Origin of the sequence: Micromonospora sp. NBC_00330 (assembly GCF_036136635.1) — a bacterium.
Taxonomy (GTDB): Bacteria; Actinomycetota; Actinomycetes; order Mycobacteriales; family Micromonosporaceae; genus Micromonospora; species Micromonospora salmantinae.
This window is the reverse complement of record NZ_CP108012.1, coordinates 5,279,208-5,296,030: the sequence shown is the minus strand read 5'-3', so window position 1 is coordinate 5,296,030 and position 16,823 is coordinate 5,279,208. Positions and strand designations below refer to the sequence as shown.

Genomic DNA, 16,823 nt, shown 5'->3' with positions numbered 1-16,823 from the left:
ACCGGCGGTGACCTGGGTCACACGCCGGCCCGTCGGCCGTCGGCACGGTCAGGACTGGACGGTGACCGGCACGGTCTTCAGCGAGCCGTCACCGTTGCGGAACTCCAGCACCCCGAGGTAGCGCTGACCCGGGGCGAGGCCGAACCAGCGCAGTGTCAGGTTCGCCGTCGCGCCCGGCCGCACACTGCGCTGCTTCGGGTCGATGGTGAACCGGCCGGTGGAGGTGCCCGGCGCGCCCGGCTGGTAGCTGGTCACCGTGTACGCGTTCGCGCCGTCAGTGATGTTCTCGGTGAACTCCTGCTCGACGACCACGATGTAGTCCCCGGCACCGTCCGGCAGGGTCACCTTGGCGCCGTCCCGGCCGCTGGCCGTGGCGGTGACGAACTTCCCGAACTTGTCATAGACGTTGAGGCTGAACTCGGTGCACTCCATCACCCCCTCCTCGTCGTCCCAGTCGATGTGGGAGCAGGTGGGACGCTCCGACGTCACCTGGACGAGTGGGCTGCGGGTCCCGGCCGGCACGTGCAGGGTGGTCCTGCTGATCGAGGCGGGCAGCGGCACCGGCAGGTTGTTCGACGTGCTCCAGTCCCAGCTCGGTCCGTCGCCCTTGAGGGTGACCACGTTGCTGGTGCCCGAGGTGAGGCCGGAGAGCTGGGAGATCAGCTGACCCTGGTAGCCGACCTCGGCGGCGATCCGGACGCTGCCGAAGGTGCCCTTGCCGGTGATGGCGTCGGGAGCGACCAAACCGGAGTTGCGCACGACCAGCGGGCTGCGTACCGCGTGCTTGAACTGGTCGTGCCAGGTCAGCGAGCCGTCGGCCCAGGTGTCGAACGCACCACCGGTGTTGGTGACCTCAACGGTGAAGCGGGCGCTCTTGCCCGGAAGGATCTGCAGCTTCTTCGGGGTGATCTTGACCTGGTAGCCCGGCGGGGCCTGCACCGACGAGGAGTAGGTGCTGGTCTTGTCGCTGACGTTGGTGACAGTGCGGGTCACCGTCTGCTTGCCCACCATCCGGCCCAGCGAGATGGACGGGTAGTTGAGCTGCGCCGTGTCGATCGCGCCGAGGGTGTCGCAGCCATCCAGGTCGCCGAGCCCGTAGTCGCCGCCACGGTCGGCGGAAACCCCGCACAGGTACTGGATCCAGTCCTGCTGGTTGGAGTCGTAGACCAGGCCCGGGTCGAAGGCGCTTCCCGGCTCGACCTGGCCGGCGCCGTAGTTCAGCGGAGTCGCGTCGTACGTGCCGATCTTGATCGGGTTGCCCTTGTCGGTCTTGTCGACCGCGCTGGTCATCAGCGCCGAGCGGACCGCCGCCGGCGACCAGCCGGGGTGCTTGGCCAGCAGCAGGGCGGCGATACCGGCGATGTGCGGCGCCGCCATCGAGGTGCCCGACTCGAGTGCGAAGTCGTTGCCGCCGATGGACGGGGAGAACGCGGCGACGATGTCCTGACCGGGCGCGCTGATGTCCGGCTTGAGCAGCTCACCGGCGTTCAGGTTCGACGGGCCCGCCGAGGAGAACGCGGCGACCGCGGGCGCCTCGACCGTCTCCAGCTTGCTCGGCGAGATGGTCGCCGTGGCGTTGCCCTTGGCGACGTACGCGGTGACAGTTGCCAGGTCGACCTCGTTGATGTGCACTGTCGGCACTGCCTGCACGTCGGCGTTCAGGGAGTTCAGCTCGTCGTTGTACAGCACCATGCCGATGCCGCCGGCCCGCGCCACCTCGATGCTCTTGTCGGTACGCGGGATCTCGCCGCGCAGGCAGAGCACGATCGCGCCCTTGACCTTGGCCGGATCCAGCGTGTCGTCGGCGCAGAGACCGGCACCGTAGGCGCCGTCCGGGTCGATCGTGCTGTCCTTCGCGAAGACCAGTCGGGCCGGCCCGACACCGGTCTCGCCCATGCCCACACCGGCGATGGTCGTGCCGTTGCCGAGGGTCAGCTTCCGGGTGTTCTGCCGGTCGGTAGTACTCGCGGCCACAGTGGTCAGCCAGGGCGTCGAGTTGTCGACGGTGTTGGCGAACGGGCCGGAGTTGCCGGCCGCGGCGGCGACGAACACGCCGGCGGCGGCCGCGTTGAAGAACGTCGCGTCGACCGCCCCGAACCGCTCGGTGTCATCACCGATCGAGTAGTTGATCACGTCGACGCCGTCCGCGACCGCGTCGTCGATGGCGTGCACGATGTCGATGTCGGTACCGGTCGCGCCGCCCGCACCGTTGTCGTACAAAGCCTTGTAGATCGCCAACCGCGCGGCCGGCGCCATGCCGGAGATCATGCCCAGGTCCTGGGTGCCCGACGTGGCTCGCACGCCGTGGATGCCGGCCGCCGTGCTGGCGGTGTGGGTGCCGTGGCCGTTGCGGTCGCGCGGCGAGGAGTAGTCGTCCGGAAACGCCTCGGCGATGCCGCTGTCGTTGTACCAGCGCGCCCCGATCACCTTGTTGTTGCAGGTGACCGGCGCTTCGACGCCGACGTCGCAGGTGCCCTTCCACTTGGCGTCGATGATGGCCTGGTCGGGGCGCGGGCTGGGCAGCGGCGCGAAGCTCGCGCTCTCCGGCCAGTAACCGCTGTCGATGACCCCGATGATGACGCCCTCACCGGCGTGGGAGTCTCCGCCGAACTCCTTCTTCCACACCCCGCCCTTGCCGGTCAGGCCCAGGTAGTCGGGGGTGTGTGAGGTGGTGGCGTGCACCTTCTGGCTCTCGTACACCGCTCGGACACCGTTTGTGGCGCGCAGCCGGGCGGCCTGCGGCCCGGTCAGGTCGGCGGCGAAGCCGTTGAACGCGGTCTCCATGGTCACGCGGGTGCGGTCCACTGGAACACCGACGTGGTCCAGCACCGACCGACGCTTCTGGCGCAGGTGATCCCGGTACGCGTTGGCGTTCCCCGACGTGCGGTTCAGCTTGGCCCCGTCGGCCGGCTTGGTGGCCGCGATCCCGGGAACCCCGCCGGTGTAGGTGGCCAGCGGCTCCTCGGCGAGCTGGACGAGGTAGCGGGCGGTCGGCCCACTGCCGGCCGGCGCGGCGCTGGCGCTGGCGGGCAGGCTGGTCAGGCCGGCCGCGGTCAGCGCCACGGCGGCCAGCATGCTGACCCCGTACCTGGCCCGTCCGGTCCGATGTGCGTTCGGTTGTGGCACGTCGTTGCCTCCACGTTCGGTGCCGGCCGCCACGACTGATGACGGTGGCCGAAACCTAGGATCGGTACCGATCATCGAGAAGCACCCGTAACCTGGCTGTCATCTTGGAAACAAGCTCGTAACACAACGGGTACTTTGCGCGTCATTTGGGAGCACCGACCTGGGGGATCTATGCCATTTGGTCGGTTACCCGTGCCGCCTGTCGAGTCGGCCTTCGTGGTCTTCGACGCCCAGGACTCCGGATGCCTGTCCTACGGGGTCGAGGAGGCGGGCCGCCGCTGGCTCGTCAAAACGGCCACCACTGTCGAGGGCCGAGCATCCCTCGACCGGGCCATCGCGGTGCACGCCGCCGTCCGCCACCCGGCCATCGTCCGTCCCATCCGGACGGTCCACGGCGCGGCGGGTCCGACGCTCGTCTACCCCTGGTACGACGGCAGCGTCCTGAACCACGCCACAGTGCACGGCGCGGACCGCAGCGGGCTGACCCGATTCCAACACCTGCCGGTCCCGCAGATCGAGGTGGCGCTCGACGCGATCCTCGACGCCCACCTCGCCGTCAGCGCCGCCGGCCTGGTCGCGGTCGACCTCTACGACGGCTGCTTCCTGTACGACTTCGCCGCCAGTCGGATACGGCTGATCGACCTCGACGAGTACCGGCCCGGCCCGTTCGTGCTTGCGGCGGATCGGCTGCCAGGTTCACGTCGCTACATGGGGCCGGAGGAGTTCGCCCGCGGCTCGGTCATCGACGAACGGACCACAGTGCACGCCCTCGGCCGTGCCCTGCACCACCTGCTTGATTCACCGGAGGACGCAGGGGGCGCCCCGGCGCGCCGGTGGGATCCGCCAGCAGGCTGGCCGGGTCCTGAGGGCGAGCGGCGGCGTTCACCGCAGGCTTGGCGGGGCACCAGCGAGCAGCGCCGGGTCGTGGGACGAGCAACGAGACAGGCGCCGGCCGCCCGGTACCCCGACGTGCCAGCACTGGTCCACGCCTGGCGGCTGGCGACACCCTGAGCCGGGCAGCGCAGCGCCCCCGCAGCGCCAGCCCGGCTCGGCTCGCCACCAGGAGCAAGTCCGGTCGCCCGGAGCCGTGCGCGAATGTGGTTGTCCGGCTTGAAGGGCTGCTCCGACATGGGCTGGCTGGCGTCGGCTGGGTGCTCTTACGTTCGTCGGTGGTAGTGGTTGCGGCGGGGGAGTTGTTCGGGGTCGAGCCAGGCGGGTGGGACGAATTCGGGGTGGCCGTCGTGGCCGAGTTGGACGGTCCAGTCGCTGTGGTGCAGGTGTCGGTGGTGGTGGCCGCAGAGGAGGACGGCGTTGGCCAGGCTGGTGGTGCCGCCGTCGGCCCAGTGGTGGATGTGGTGGGCGTGGCACCAGCGGGGTGGTCGGTCGCAGCCGGGGAACGCGCAGCCGCGGTCGCGCAGGACGAGGGCGCGGCGCAGCGGCCCGGTGATGAGGCGGCGTTGTCGCCCGACGTCGAGGACCTGGCCGGTGCCGCCGAGGACGACGGGCAGCAGGGTCGCGTCGCAGGCCAGCCGACGCACGGCCTCGGGCGTAAGGCTGAGGCCGGTGTCGAGGGTGCCGCTGCTCAGCTGCCGGGTCAGTCCGTCGTAGCTGGTGGTGACGACGATCTGAGCGGAATCGCCACCGTGGTCGGGCAGTTGGCCGGTCCGGAGAGTGAGTCGGCAGATCTCGGCGAAGGCGTCGTGGCGGCGCTGCCCGGCAGAGCGTTGATCGTCTGGTCCGGAGGGTGCGCTCAGTGGGTCGATGGCGGCGCGGAACAGGCCGGCGGTTTCGGCGTCGAGGGTGCCGGTGAGCCGCAGTCGACCGTCGGTCTGCTCGGACAGGGTGAGGTGCCGGTCGCGGGTGGCGCGGCGTGCTTCGGCGTCCAGGGCGGCCTGGGTGGCGGCGTCGGCGATGTCGGGGGCGACGTGGTCGAGGATGCGGGTGCCGAGTTTGCGCAGGTGGGTGGGGTCGAACTGGCTGGCCCAGTCGGTGAGCAGGCTGACGGCCTTGCCGGCGGCCTGCGTGCCGGCGGTGGCCTGAACGGTGGCGGCGGTGTCGGTGATGACCCGGGCCTGGTCGAGGCTGAGGTGCCCGTCGGCTAGTGCTTGTCGTATCCCGGGGTTACCGGCGTCGAGGGCGGCGGCGAGGTCGATCAGGCGGCGGGCGGCGGGAACGGTGAGTCGCAGTCGTTCGCGCAGCCAGACCGCGGTGCAGGAGGCACCTTGTGCGCGGGCGGTGCCGCGGGCGTCGATCTCGCGGATGAGGGTGAGGGTGACGGCGGCGAGGCGTTGCTCCAAGCGGTGCGCGGCGTCGAGTGCGGCGATCAGGTCGTGCTCCGGCAGGGCCCAGGTGGCGGCGTCGACGCAGGCGGCGACCGCGTCGTCTGCCTGCGCCAACTCCTCGACCATGACCCGAGACTAGAACAGGTGTACGACACTTTCAGTCACCATGATCGATTGATGTGACGGCACTCGAGGTGACGCGCGCGGCGGGATGCGGAGAAGGTGCGCGGCCAAGAGGGGCTGCCGGGCCGGGGGTCGCCGGGCAACCTAAGTGGTGGCAGTTCGGAGCGTGGCCGTGGACCGGCGCGTCAGTCGCGCCGGACGAGGCCCGGGCCGGCGATGATGTCGATGTCGCTGTCGGCGATCTCGTGGCCGGCGGCGCAGCGGAGCACCGCGCGGATCGGCTCGCCGCAGTCGTGGTGGGTGGCGACGACGGACGGGCCGGTGTCGCTGGCGGCCCAGGTGTCGCCCCAGTTGCGCAGTGCGGTGATGACGGGCAGGAGTTCGCGGCCCTTGCGGGTGAGTTGGTACTCGTGGCGGGTGCGCTGCCCTGGCTCCCGGTAGGGGATTCGTTCGAGCAGTTCGGCGGCGACCATCTCCTTGAGGCGGGCGGCCATGGCGGGCTCGCCGACGCCGACCCGGCGGACGAAGTCGTCGAAGCGGCGCGTGCCGAGCAGGGCCTCGCGCATGATCAGGACCGTCGACCTGCTGCCCACGATGTCCATCGCCCGGGCCACCGAGCAGTTTTCGCTCGTCCAGGAATCGCGATCGTCTCGTAGGTCCTCCATGCCGTCCAGCGTACCTGACTTGCATGGAGGCTAGTCAGGTGCTTCACTGGGTCGAGCTGACTTCAGCATATGCAAGTCAGATCACCAGCGTGAAGGATCTTCAGTGACCACCAGCGCCACGGCCCCGACCCCACCCGGAGCGACCCCAGCCGGGAAGAACCCACCAGGACCGGGCGGCACCGCCCGCTCATCCTTGCGCGGCTCCCGCCCGGTGACCCTGATCGCCATGTGCCTGGGCGCGATGATCACGTTCCTTCAGATCACCGCGACGGTTTCCGCGTTGACGACGATTCAGCGGGACCTGCGGGTCGACCCCACCACTCTGGTCTGGATCCCCAGCGCCTACACCCTGATGGTGGCGAGCGTCGTTCTGTCCGCGGCCACCCTGGGCAGCCGCTACGGGCGTAAGCGCATGTTCGGCGCCGGGGTCGTCGCGATGATCGTCGGCGCAGCAGTCGTGGCTGGCGCTCCGACAGTCGCGTGGGTGATCGTCGGGCAGTTGGTCGCCGGCCTCGGCGGGGCCCTGATCCTGCCGAACAGCCTGGCGATCCTCGGCGCGACCTTCACCGATCCGCACCGACGGACCGAGGTCATCACCGCGTGGTCGGCGGCCTCCGGCATCGGCTTGGCGATCGGCCCGCTCATCGCCGGCACCCTGCTGCGGCACCACCAGTGGCACAGCGTCTACCTGTCGACGATCGCGCTGGGTCTGGTCACCCTCGTCGTCGCCGTCGTCGGGGTGGCCGAGTCGCGGCCGAGCGCCGCCCGACTCGACGTGCCCGGCCTGCTACTGGGCACCGTCGCCATCGCGGCCGCCGTCTACGCGCTGATCCAGGGCGGCAAGGTCGGCTACACCAGCCCGGTGGTGTCGACGGCCTGGGTCGTCGCGGTCGTCGCACTTGTCGCGTTCGTGCTGGTCGAGCTGCGGGCCAGCTCGCCGATGCTCGACGTGCGGCTGTTCCGGTCCGCGTCGTTCAGCGCCGTCATGGTCGTCGGCGCGGTGTCGCTGTTCGGTTTCACCGGTGTGGCGATCCTGCTGGTCCTCTTCCACGAACGTGCCCAGGCGCTCAGCCCGCTGGACACCGGCTGGCGGATGCTGGTGCTCTTCGGCGCGTACGTGCTGGTCGCCTTCGGTGCCGGGCGCGCGATTCGTCGTACCGGATTCAAGGCGCCGTTGACCCTCGGCCTGGTCCTCGGCGCGGTGGCCAGCTTCGCGCTGGCCAACCAGGGGCCGACCACGTCGTTCGGTGACCGGTGGGCGCTGTTCGCGTTGTTCGGCGCGGCCGGCGGTATGGTGGTGGCGCCGGCGACGGCGGCGGCGTTGGCCAGCGTCGCGCCCGCCCAAGCCGGCATGGCCTCCGGCGCTGTCAACGCCGCCCGCCAGGTCGGCTCGGTGCTCGGCTCGTCACTGCTCGGCACGCTCCTCACCACCACGATGGTGGCCGACCTGCCGGACCGGCTCGCCGCGCACCAGATCGGCGAACCCACCCGTACCGCCGTGCAGGCAGCGGTGGCCTCCGGTGCCAACGGCGGCCAACCGCTGCCCGACCCGGTCCTGGCGGCGATCGCGGAGGCACTGACCTCCGGTGTCCAGGCCGGGCTGCGGGTCAACGGCGTCGTCTTCCTCGTCACCGCAGTGCTGGCGGTCACCCTGATCCGCAACCGGCCGCACCAGCACTAGCTAGGAAGCCAACGCGTCCAGCTCCTCGACGGCGTCGGTCGGCAGCTTCAGGTCGGCCGCCGCCATGTTCTCCCGCAGGTGCGCCAGGCTGGAGGTCCCGGGGATCAGCACCGTGGTGGGGGAGCGCTGGAGCAGCCAGGCGAGGGCTACCTGCTGCGGTGAGGCGTCCAGTCGGGCGGCCACGCCGTCGAGCGTGTCGGACTGCAACGGCGTGAACCCGCCGAGCGGGAAGAACGGCGCGAACGCGATGTTCTCCTCCGCGCACCTGTCGACCAGGGCGTCGTCCCGCCGGTTGGCGAGGTTGTAGAGGTTCTGCACGGTGACCACCGGCGCGATGGCCTGGGCCTCGTCGAGCTGGTCGAGCGTGACGTTGCTGAGCCCGAGGTGCCGGATCAGCCCCTCCTGTCGCAGCTCCGCCAGGGCGGTGAACTGTGCACCGAGCGGCGCGTCGCCGGTGCCCTCCGCCACGCCTACCCGCAGGTTGACCACGTCGAGCACGTCCAGGCCGAGGTGTTCCAGGTTCTCCCGTACCTGGGCCTTGAGCTCGTCCGGCTCCAGAGCCGGGATCCAGGAGCGGTCGGCGCCGCGGCGCGCGCCGACCTTGGTGACCAGGTGCAAACCCTTGGGGTACGGGTGGAGCGCCTCGCGGATCAGCTCGTTGACCACGACGGGCCCGTAGAAGTCGCTGGTGTCGATGTGCCGGACGCCCAGGTCGACGGCCTCGCGGAGCACGGCGAGCGCCTGCTCGCGGTCGCGGGGCGGGCCGAAGACACCCGGGCCGGCCAACTGCATCGCCCCGTAGCCCATCCGGCTCAGGGTGAGGCCGTCAGCGGGGGTGAGGGCACCGCCGGGAAGGTTCTCGCTCATCTCATCCTCTGTCCGTTGTCGTCGTGACATCTGCGGCCGTTCGGAACCGGCCCTTCGACGACTGTCCGCCGGGTGCGGCCCGGGCGGCAGGGCGAGCTGTTCCTGGTAGTGACACAGCCAGTCACCGGGCCGCCCGGCGATCTACCGTCGGTGGCATGGACGCAACGAACCCGCTCGGCGACTTCCTGCGCGCCCGCCGGGAGCAGACCCGGCCCGAGGACGTCGGGCTCGGCCCGGGCGTTGGCCTACGCCGGGTGCCGGGGCTGCGGCGTGAGGAGGTGGCGATGCTGGCCGGCATCAGCGCCGACTACTACCTCCGATTGGAGCAGGGTCGCGAGCGGCACCCTTCGGTACAGGTCCTCGACGCTCTCGCCGGGGTGCTGCGGCTGGATCCGGAGGCAACCGCGTACATGATCGGGTTGAGCCGTGCACGGTCGCGCCGGGCGGCCCGACCGGCCGCCGACCGGGTTCCGGCCAGCATTCTGCACCTGCTGCGGGAGCTCTCCATGCCGGCCTTCGTGCAGAATCGCTACCTCGACATCCTGGCCTCGAACCCGATGGCGAGGGCGTTGTCGCCGAATCTCGCCCCGGGCGCCAACCGACTCCGCGCGGTGTTCCTGGACCAGGCCGAGCGGGAGCTGTTCCGCGACTGGCGGCAGGCGATGCAGAGCGTGGTGGGGCAGATGCGCGCCGACTCGGGCGGGGCCACCGACGACCCACGGTTGACGGCGTTGGTGGGGGAGCTGTCAATCAAGAGCGACTGCTTTCGGCAGTTGTGGGCGCGCCACGAGGTGCGTCGGCGAGAGGGAGTGGTCAGCCGGCTGCACCACCCCGAGGTGGGCGACCTCGACCTGTACTGCGACAAGCTCGCGGTGGCGGGCGCCGACGGGCAGCTGCTGGTGATCTACCACGCCGAGCCCGGTACGGAGTCCGCCCGCTCGTTGGCGCTGCTCGGCTCGATCGCCGCCAGCAGCGCCGACGACGTGCCGGACAGCCTCCGCCCCGGCGACCCGGCCCGCCTCTATCCGCTGGAGTGAGCCGGTCAGGACCGCTGCGGGGTCACCTGGGTGGGGATGTGCTCGTAGCGTTTGCGCGACGGGGCGACGGACTTGACGACTCTTGTCTGTGAGTGCACACTTACAAACATGCGATCCACTGCCGAGGCCCGCCGGGTCACCGTCCTGAACGCCGCGGTGTCGGTGTTCGCGCGGGCCGGCTTCCACGCCACCCCGGTCACCGCAGTGGCCGCCGCCGCCGGCATCTCCGAGGCGTACGTGTTCCGGCTCTTCTCCGGAAAGCTCGGCTTGTTCGTGGCGGCGGCCGGAGCGTGTTTCGACCGGATCGCCGACGCGATCGAGGCGGGCGCGGAGCGCGCCGGGGGTGACAGCCCGGAGGAGATCCTCGACGCCATGGGCGGTGCCTACGCGGAGCTGATCGCCGATCGCGACCTGCTGCTCTTCCAGGTGCAGGCGCAGGCCGTCACCGACATCCCGGAGATCGCCGAGGCGGTGCGGGCTGGCTACCGGCGGGTCGCGACCTTCGTGCAGAGTCGGTCCCAGGCCAGCGACGCGCAGGTGCAGCAGTTCTTCGCGTACGGCCAGTTGTGCCACCTGATCGTGACCGCCGGCCTGGAGCAGGTCCCGGAGCCCTGGGCTCGCGCCCTGACCGCCGGCATCCGCCACCCCTGACCGACCCCGATGTCGGGCCGCTACGGCGGCCCAATCTTTTAGGCCATTAAGTGTGTGAGTGCACACTTACAAACAAGGGAGAACCCCGATGACCACCGAAACGACGATCACCGAAGTGGTACTGCCCGGCGTGGTGGAGCCCGACGGCCTCCTGCTGCACCGGCGCGCGATGCCCGTCCCCGCCCGGGGGCAGGCCCTCGTCCAGGTCGAGGCCACCGGCATCTCGTTCGCCGAGCAGCAGATGCGCCACGCGCTCTACCCCGGCCAGCCGAAGTTCCCGTTCGTGCCCGGCTACGACCTCGTCGGCACCGTCCGGGAGGTCGGCCCCGGCGGCGACGACGCACTGATCGGCACCCGGGTGGCGGCGGTCACCAAGACCGGTGCCTGGGCCACGCACGCGCTTGTCGACATCGACGCCCTGGCCCCGGTGCCCGTGGGTCTGGACCCCGCCGCGGCCGAGACAGTCGTCGTCAACGGGGTGACCGCCTGGCAGATGCTGCGGGACGCCGACCTGACGACCGGGCAGACGATCCTCGTGCACGGCGCAAACGGCGGCGTCGGGAGCGTGCTCGTCCAACTCGGGCGACACCTCGGCCTGCGGGTCATCGGCACCGCCGCCGAACGACACCACGCCGGGCTGCGCGAACTCGGCGTCGAACCGCTCGACTACCGCGACCCGGACATGGCCGCCCGGGTCCGCGAGCTGTCGCCGGGTGGCGTCGACGCCGTCTTCGACCCGATCGCCGGCCCGGGCGTACGCACCTCGTACGCCCTGCTCGCCCCCGGCGGCACGTTGGTCGTCTACGGCAACGCCGCCGCCGTGGGCACCGGGCAGTCGGTCGCGTGGGTCTTCGTGAAGCTGCTGACCCGCCTCTACACCTGGAACGCGCTGCCCAACGGCCACCGGGCCGGCTTCTACAACTTCTGGGCCGGCCAGCTCACCCGGCGCGCCGCGTTCCGCCGTCGCCTGCGCACCGACCTCGGCATCGTGCTCGACCTGCTGCGGCAGGGAGTGATCGTGCCGCAGATCGCCGCCCGCTACCCGCTCAGCGAGGTCTCCGCGGCACTGGTGTTCGCCGAGAACCGCAGCCGGGCCGGCAAGGTGGTGCTGGAGCCCTGACCTCCGGCCCCTCCAGGGCGCTGGTGCGGCGGACCGCCGCAAGGGCGTACGGTGAACATGTCGCCCGGGACCCCGGTGGCCGCCAGACGCCGTCGCCACCAGCCCGCCAGGGGCGTTACCGCTCATCTTCTCCATCGCCGCGACGTACCGGTCGTGTCGGCTGATCGCAGACCGCGTCCCGACCCACCGGTGCCGCGTCGTCGATGTCCAGCGGTCGGTTGCCCGACGCGCGCACTCGGGTACACCCTCCGTGTGAATTGTTCCGAACGCCTTAACTAGGGAGTACCAGATGAGGATCGCCAGGGATCGGATCGTCGCCGCACTTCGCGACCGGGGCCAGCAGGCACGGGCCGACTGGGTCGAGCGCGAGCTGCCGGAGCGCGTGGACCCGGCCAAGCACTCGGGGCTGCTCGCCACCCTGAACCTCAACCCAGCTGATCTCGTCGACGCCTCATCCCCTTGAGGGTTGCGCTGCTCGGACCGGTCGCCTGGCGTACGCCCCCACACCACTACGGCCCGTGGGAGCAGGTGACCGGCTTGCTCGCCGAAGGGCTGGTCAGCCGCGGGATCGACGTGACGCTCTTCGCGACACTGGACTCCGTCACGTCCGCCCAGCTCGACGGAGTCTGCCCACGGGGGTACGCGGACGACCCGGACCTGGACGGCCGGGTGTGGGAGGCGATGCACGTCTCCCACGCGATGGCCCGCTCGGCGCAGTTCGACCTGGTGCACAGTCACCTGGACTGGCTGCCGCTGGCGTTCGCGGAACACTGCCGCGCGCCGCTGCTGACCACAGTGCACGGTTTCTCCGGCGCGGGGATCCTGCCCGCCTATGGCCGAGCCCGCTCGTCGTACGTGTCGATCTCCGACGCGGACCGGGCGCCGGAGCTCGACTACGTGGCCACGGTCTATCACGGCGTCGACGTCGCCGGACTGCCGTTCACCAACGAGGCCGGTCCTGGGCTGGCCGCCTTCGGCCGGATCCACCCGGACAAGGGCACCCATACCGCGATCGAGATCGCCCGCCGCGTCGGCCGGCCCCTCACCATCTGCGGGATCGTCCAGGACGAGCGGTACTTCGCCGAACAGGTTGCCCCACACATCGACGGCGACCAGGTCGTCTTCCTCGGGTCGGTGGGTCCGCGACGGCGTGCCGAGGTACTGGGTGACAGCACCGCACTGCTGCACCCGATCGCCTTCGACGAGCCGTTCGGGCTGTCGGTGGTGGAATCGATGGTCTGTGGCACCCCGGTCGTCGCCTACAAGCGAGGGTCCATGCCCGAGGTCGTCGACGAAGGGGTGACTGGTCTCCTCGTCTCCACCGTCGACCAGGCCGTCGAAGCGATCACCCGGGTCGCCGGCCTCGATCGGGTGGAGTGTCGGGCGCGGGCTGTGAAGCGCTTCAGCGCGGACCGGATGGTCACCGACTATCTCGCCGTCTACGACAAGCTCGCCCGCAACTGACTGAACTGCACCGCTCTCCGTTCCGCCGGTCACACACGCTGACCGGCGTGCGCCGTCCCCGCGTGAGGCTCACCCGTACTCCTGCGGCGGCCGACAACCGGAAGGCCCGACGTTCATGCTCAGCTACGGATTCCTCAGCACCCACCCGCCGACCCGGTGTGGACTGGCCACCTTCAACGCGGCCCTCGCCGCCCAGTTGACCGCCGACGGCAGCCGCAGCGGCATCGTCCGGGTCACCGATCACGGCGACGACCAGCGACCCGTACCCGGGGTGGTGCACACCTGGTCGGCGCGTGACCCGGCCGGCTGGCGGGAGGCGGCGGCCGCTCTGAACGCGTACGACGTGGCGATCGTCCAGCACGAGTACGGCATCTACCCCGGCACCGACGGCGAGGAGGTCCTGCCGTTGCTGCGGCGGCTCAGCGTGCCGAGCATCGTGGTTCTGCACACAGTGCTCAGCCGGCCCTCGGCTCGGCAGAAATCCTTGTTGGAACAGATCGTGGCGACCGCCGGGGCGGTCGTCACGATGACCGACACGGCCCGCGACCGGCTGCTCGTCGGGTACGCCGTGCCAGCGGGCAAGGTGACGGTGATCCCGCACGGAGCGGCCGAGCTTGCCGGTGTACCCGTCGACCGGCGTACCCGCCCGCACCTGCTGACCTGGGGGCTGCTCGGGCCGGGCAAGGGCATCGAGTGGTCGTTGCGGGCCCTCGCGCGGTTGCAGGATCTGGAACCGACTCCGACCTACACGGTGGCGGGGCGGACCCACCCGAAGGTGATCGAGCACCACGGTGAGGCGTACCGGGCGGGGCTGCACCAGCTCGGTGCCCAGTTGGGCGTCGCGCACGCCGTGGACTACCAGGACGTCTACCACGACCAAGAGACGCTGGGCCGGTTGATCCGCTCCGCCGACGTGGTCGTCCTGCCCTACGACTCCCGCGAACAGGTCACCTCCGGGGTGCTCATCGAAGCGGTGGCCGCCGGAGTGCCCGTCGTGGCGACGGCGTTCCCGCACGCCGTCGAGCTGCTGACCGGTGGGCCCGGTCTGGTCGTACCCCACCAGAACCCGATGGCACTGGCCAAGGCGATCCGGCGGGTCCTGACCGAACCGGGCCTGACCGCCCGGTTGGCCGGACGGGTTCGCCCAATGGCCGCGCACCTGCGTTGGCCTGCCGTGGCGGCCCGCTACGGCGCCCTCGCCGAAGAGCTCGTCGACGCCCGCTCACCCGCCGTCAGCGCCGTGCCGGCGTGACGGCGACCACCGGACGTCCCCGGACGTCGACGCGTGGGCGCTGGGTGACGGCACCCGCGCCGAGCTTCGCGCACCTGGCTCGGCTCAGCGATGACACCGGTCTGTTCGAGCACGCACGGCACGCCATCGTCCGGCGCGAGCATGGTTACTGCACCGACGACGTGGCCCGTGGCCTGCTGGTCGTGAGCCGTGAGCCCGAGCCGAGCGAGGAGCTGCTCCGGCTGGCGGAGGGCTACCTGGCGTTCCTGACCCACGCGCAGGACGCCGGCGGCGCGTTCCGCAACCGGCTCGGGTACGACCGGCGCTGGGTCGACGAGCCAGGGCTCGGCGACTGGTGGGGTCGAGCTCTGTGGGGCCTGGGCACTGCCGTCGCCCGCAGCCCCGCCCCATGGGTACGCGAGGAGGCGCTGGTCGCCTTCAGCCGGGGCGCCACCCGCCGGGCGAAGGCCCCGCACACGATGGCCTTCGCCGGTCTGGGCGCGGCCGAGGTGCTTCGTCGTCACCCGGGCCACGTCGCCGCCGCGTCCCTGCTGGCGGACGCGGCCAGCACGATCGGTCCGCCGGCCTCCGACGCGGGGTGGCCGTGGCCACGGCAGGAGCTGACGTACGCCAACGCCGCCCTCGCCGAAGTGGTCATCGCCGCGAGTCAGCTTCGCGAGGGTGGCCCACCTCTCGACGACGGCCTGCGCATGTTGACCTGGCTGCGCAATGTCCAGCTCCGCGATGGGCGGCTGTCTGTCGTACCCGCCGGGGGTTGGCGGCGCGGCGCCGTACGGCTGCACCACGACCAGCAGCCGATCGAGGTCGCCGCCCTCGCCGATGCCTGCGCCACGGCAGCCACTGTCACCGGTGACCCGGAGTGGGACAACGGGGTGCGGCAGGCGGTCGGGTGGTTCCTCGGCGACAACGACCTCGGCACGCCGATGTGGGATCCGGCGACCGGCGGTGGCTACGACGGGCTGACCGCGCACGGGCCCAACCTCAACCAGGGCGCCGAGTCCACCCTCGCGCTCATCTCCACGCTGCAGCACGCCCGGCGGTGGTCGTGACAGGGAGTCTGGCCGTCCGGCAGGACGTCACTCTCACCCCGGATCCGCGCCGCGTCATCGTCAAGCTCTTCGTACCGGGTGAGGACGCCGCTGTGGTGCGGACCCGCGCACAGGCGCTGATCGACCGTGTCGCGCACCTCGACGACGAGGAGACCGCACGGCTACTGCGGGAAACCCTCGACCGGTTCGGCGCCCGGCACCGCGACCTGGCCGGCACCTTCCACCACCACTACGAGCTGGTCCGGCACCGCGCCGCGCGGGCCCGGGACCTCTCACCGAACAGCCGGCTGCTGGTCGGCGCCTACTTCAGCCACGAGTACGCCGTCGAGGCCGCCGCCCTGTGCAACCCGTCGATGGTGGTCCACCCGGACCAGAGCGGTCTCGGCCCGGGGCAGCTACGCGTCGCCATCAGCCTGCGCCAGGTCGGGGAGGGCCACGTGTCCTCGATCGGGTTCGCCACTGCGATCGTCGGGCCAGGGGAACAGCTCAGGATCGCCGACCGGACCGGGCCGTTGGCCGTCGGGCAGCGGATGGGCGTTCGGCACCGTCGGGACCTGCTCGTTGCCGGCCTGGCCGAGGAGGGCTGCGACAACGAGGTGGCGGCCACGGTGCTGGACGCGTTGCCCGAGTGGTACGACGGGGCCGCCTTCGAGCGGGTGCTCGGCAACCTGCCACCCGATCTGCTCTCCCGCAGCACCGGGTTGGCGACCGTCGAACAACTTCGTCGTACCAACGCCGGTAGCTACGCCACGGCCTTCCCCGCGGACACGGTCCTGCACCAACGGGTGCTGTGGCCAGCGACCCCGGCGGAGAGCAACGGCATGGAGGACGCACGGTTCGTCCGCTTCGTCGGTGAATCCGGGCCGGTGTACCGGGCCACCTACACCGCCTACGACGGCCGGAACATCGCCACCCGCGCGCTGGCCAGCGACGACCTGCGCCGGTTCGAGATGACCCCGATGCGCGGACCGGGTGCCCGCAACAAGGGGCTCGCGCTGTTCCCGCGTACCGTCGGCGGCCGGCACCTGGCACTGTGCCGCGCCGACGGCGAGACCATCGGCCTGACCGCCCTGGACGGCGAGAGCCGCTGGCAGGCCCCGACCCCGTTGCACGCACCGGGCGAGAGCTGGGAATTGATCCAGGTCGGCAACTGCGGATCACCGATCGAGACCGACGTCGGCTGGCTCGTGCTCACCCACGGCGTGGGGCCCATGCGTCGGTACGCGATCGGTGCGCTCCTGCTCGACCTGCACACACCGGAGCGGGTCGTCGCCCACCTGCCAGGTGCGCTTCTCGCACCCGACGGGTACGACCGGGACGGGTACGTGCCGAACGTCGTCTACTCCTGCGGCGCTCTCGTGCACGACGGTGAGCTGTGGGTGCCGTACGGGGCGAGTGACGCGCGAGTGGGATTCGCCACCGTGCCGTTGTCCGCGCTCCTCAGCGCGATGGTCGAGGCCGACGGAGAATGCGCTGGGGCGGGGTAGCCTCACGGCTGGACAGGGG

14 protein-coding genes are annotated in these 16,823 nt (G+C 71.1%); 10 read left to right on the top strand and 4 right to left on the bottom strand.

Translation table 11 applies throughout. The features are described from left to right. Nucleotides 1–48 precede the first annotated feature (48 nt). Nucleotides 49–3,075: a S8 family serine peptidase gene (locus OG598_RS23960; RefSeq protein WP_328651171.1), complete on the bottom strand. Its 3,027-nt coding sequence runs from the start codon at nucleotides 3,073–3,075 to the stop codon at nucleotides 49–51. Between the two features lie 243 nt (nucleotides 3,076–3,318). Between OG598_RS23960 and OG598_RS23955 the strand changes: the two genes are divergently transcribed. Continuing rightward, entirely contained in the window at nucleotides 3,319–4,137 is an 819-nt protein-coding gene (locus OG598_RS23955; RefSeq protein ID WP_328651170.1) for a serine/threonine protein kinase, read from the top strand. A 146-nt stretch (nucleotides 4,138–4,283) separates the two neighbouring features. On the opposite strand, the gene OG598_RS23950 is transcribed toward OG598_RS23955, so the two are convergent. Together OG598_RS23950 and OG598_RS23945 are read right to left on the bottom strand one after the other, a co-directional pair. Further along, a complete protein-coding gene (locus OG598_RS23950; protein ID WP_328651169.1) occupies nucleotides 4,284–5,534 on the bottom strand; it encodes an HNH endonuclease signature motif containing protein in 1,251 nt (416 codons plus the stop codon). Between the two features lie 182 nt (nucleotides 5,535–5,716). Continuing rightward, nucleotides 5,717–6,196 (bottom strand): winged helix-turn-helix transcriptional regulator, encoded by a 480-nt coding sequence (locus OG598_RS23945; protein ID WP_328651168.1) that lies wholly within the window; start codon nucleotides 6,194–6,196, stop codon nucleotides 5,717–5,719. A 103-nt stretch (nucleotides 6,197–6,299) separates the two neighbouring features. Here OG598_RS23945 and OG598_RS23940 point away from each other — a divergent pair, with 103 nt between their 5' ends. Continuing rightward, the gene (locus OG598_RS23940; RefSeq protein ID WP_328651167.1) at nucleotides 6,300–7,877 is read left to right on the top strand and encodes an MFS transporter; all 1,578 of its coding nucleotides are present in this window, start codon (nucleotides 6,300–6,302) and stop codon (nucleotides 7,875–7,877) included. Here OG598_RS23940 and OG598_RS23935 read toward each other — a convergent pair whose 3' ends face one another. Beyond that, nucleotides 7,878–8,744 (bottom strand): oxidoreductase, encoded by an 867-nt coding sequence (locus tag OG598_RS23935; protein WP_328651166.1) that lies wholly within the window; start codon nucleotides 8,742–8,744, stop codon nucleotides 7,878–7,880. A 155-nt stretch (nucleotides 8,745–8,899) separates the two neighbouring features. Here OG598_RS23935 and OG598_RS23930 point away from each other — a divergent pair, with 155 nt between their 5' ends. The 8 genes from OG598_RS23930 to OG598_RS23895 all read left to right on the top strand — a co-directional run bounded on the left by OG598_RS23930 (nucleotide 8,900) and on the right by OG598_RS23895 (nucleotide 16,804). Beyond that, the gene (locus tag OG598_RS23930) at nucleotides 8,900–9,781 is read left to right on the top strand and encodes a helix-turn-helix domain-containing protein (RefSeq protein WP_328651165.1); all 882 of its coding nucleotides are present in this window, start codon (nucleotides 8,900–8,902) and stop codon (nucleotides 9,779–9,781) included. A 108-nt stretch (nucleotides 9,782–9,889) separates the two neighbouring features. Then, entirely contained in the window at nucleotides 9,890–10,432 is a 543-nt protein-coding gene (locus tag OG598_RS23925; RefSeq protein WP_328651164.1) for a TetR/AcrR family transcriptional regulator, read from the top strand. Between the two features lie 88 nt (nucleotides 10,433–10,520). Beyond that, nucleotides 10,521–11,552, top strand: coding sequence for a medium chain dehydrogenase/reductase family protein (locus OG598_RS23920; RefSeq protein ID WP_328651163.1), 1,032 nt, complete (start codon nucleotides 10,521–10,523; stop codon nucleotides 11,550–11,552). A gap of 289 nt (nucleotides 11,553–11,841) precedes the next feature. Beyond that, nucleotides 11,842–12,015 (top strand): hypothetical protein, encoded by a 174-nt coding sequence (locus OG598_RS23915; protein WP_238683720.1) that lies wholly within the window; start codon nucleotides 11,842–11,844, stop codon nucleotides 12,013–12,015. Further along, a complete protein-coding gene (locus OG598_RS23910) occupies nucleotides 12,012–13,016 on the top strand; it encodes a glycosyltransferase family 4 protein (protein WP_328651162.1) in 1,005 nt (334 codons plus the stop codon). The genes OG598_RS23915 and OG598_RS23910 overlap by 4 nt, the downstream gene beginning before the upstream one ends. 115 nt (nucleotides 13,017–13,131) lie before the next feature. Beyond that, complete coding sequence (locus OG598_RS23905; RefSeq protein ID WP_328651161.1) at nucleotides 13,132–14,268, top strand: glycosyltransferase; 1,137 nt, start codon at nucleotides 13,132–13,134, stop codon at nucleotides 14,266–14,268. Continuing rightward, nucleotides 14,265–15,317 (top strand): glycosyltransferase, encoded by a 1,053-nt coding sequence (locus tag OG598_RS23900; RefSeq protein WP_328651160.1) that lies wholly within the window; start codon nucleotides 14,265–14,267, stop codon nucleotides 15,315–15,317. The genes OG598_RS23905 and OG598_RS23900 overlap by 4 nt, the downstream gene beginning before the upstream one ends. Next, nucleotides 15,314–16,804, top strand: a complete 1,491-nt coding sequence (locus tag OG598_RS23895; protein WP_328651159.1) for a glycoside hydrolase family 130 protein — start codon at nucleotides 15,314–15,316, stop codon at nucleotides 16,802–16,804. The genes OG598_RS23900 and OG598_RS23895 overlap by 4 nt, the downstream gene beginning before the upstream one ends. Nucleotides 16,805–16,823: the final 19 nt, after the last annotated feature.